This window comes from Halorubrum sp. SS7, assembly GCF_005435055.1.
Lineage (GTDB): Archaea > Halobacteriota > Halobacteria > Halobacteriales > Haloferacaceae > Halorubrum > Halorubrum salinarum.
In genome coordinates, this window is sequence record NZ_SGXV01000769.1 from 1 (window position 1) to 214 (window position 214).

Genomic DNA, 214 nt, shown 5'->3' on the forward strand with positions numbered 1-214 from the left:
GTCTACGACCCAGATAATCCAACAAAAGACGCATTCATCGAAACCGCCCGTTCTTCGTACCGAACGTGGTACCGGGCCGTAGAGTACGTCGACGTCGACGTGATCCCGACCGCAGTGCCTGGTTTCGACGATACGGAGATCACACATGTCGAACGGAACAATGAGCCAGTCCCCCCTACCCCTGATATCTACGAGCAGACAGCGACGGCTGCCC

1 protein-coding gene is annotated in these 214 nt (G+C 57.0%); it reads left to right on the forward strand.

What is annotated here, in order from left to right:
* Positions 1–214: hypothetical protein (locus tag EXE44_RS21310; protein ID WP_206750423.1), on the forward strand; the 214-nt coding region annotated here is incomplete at both ends.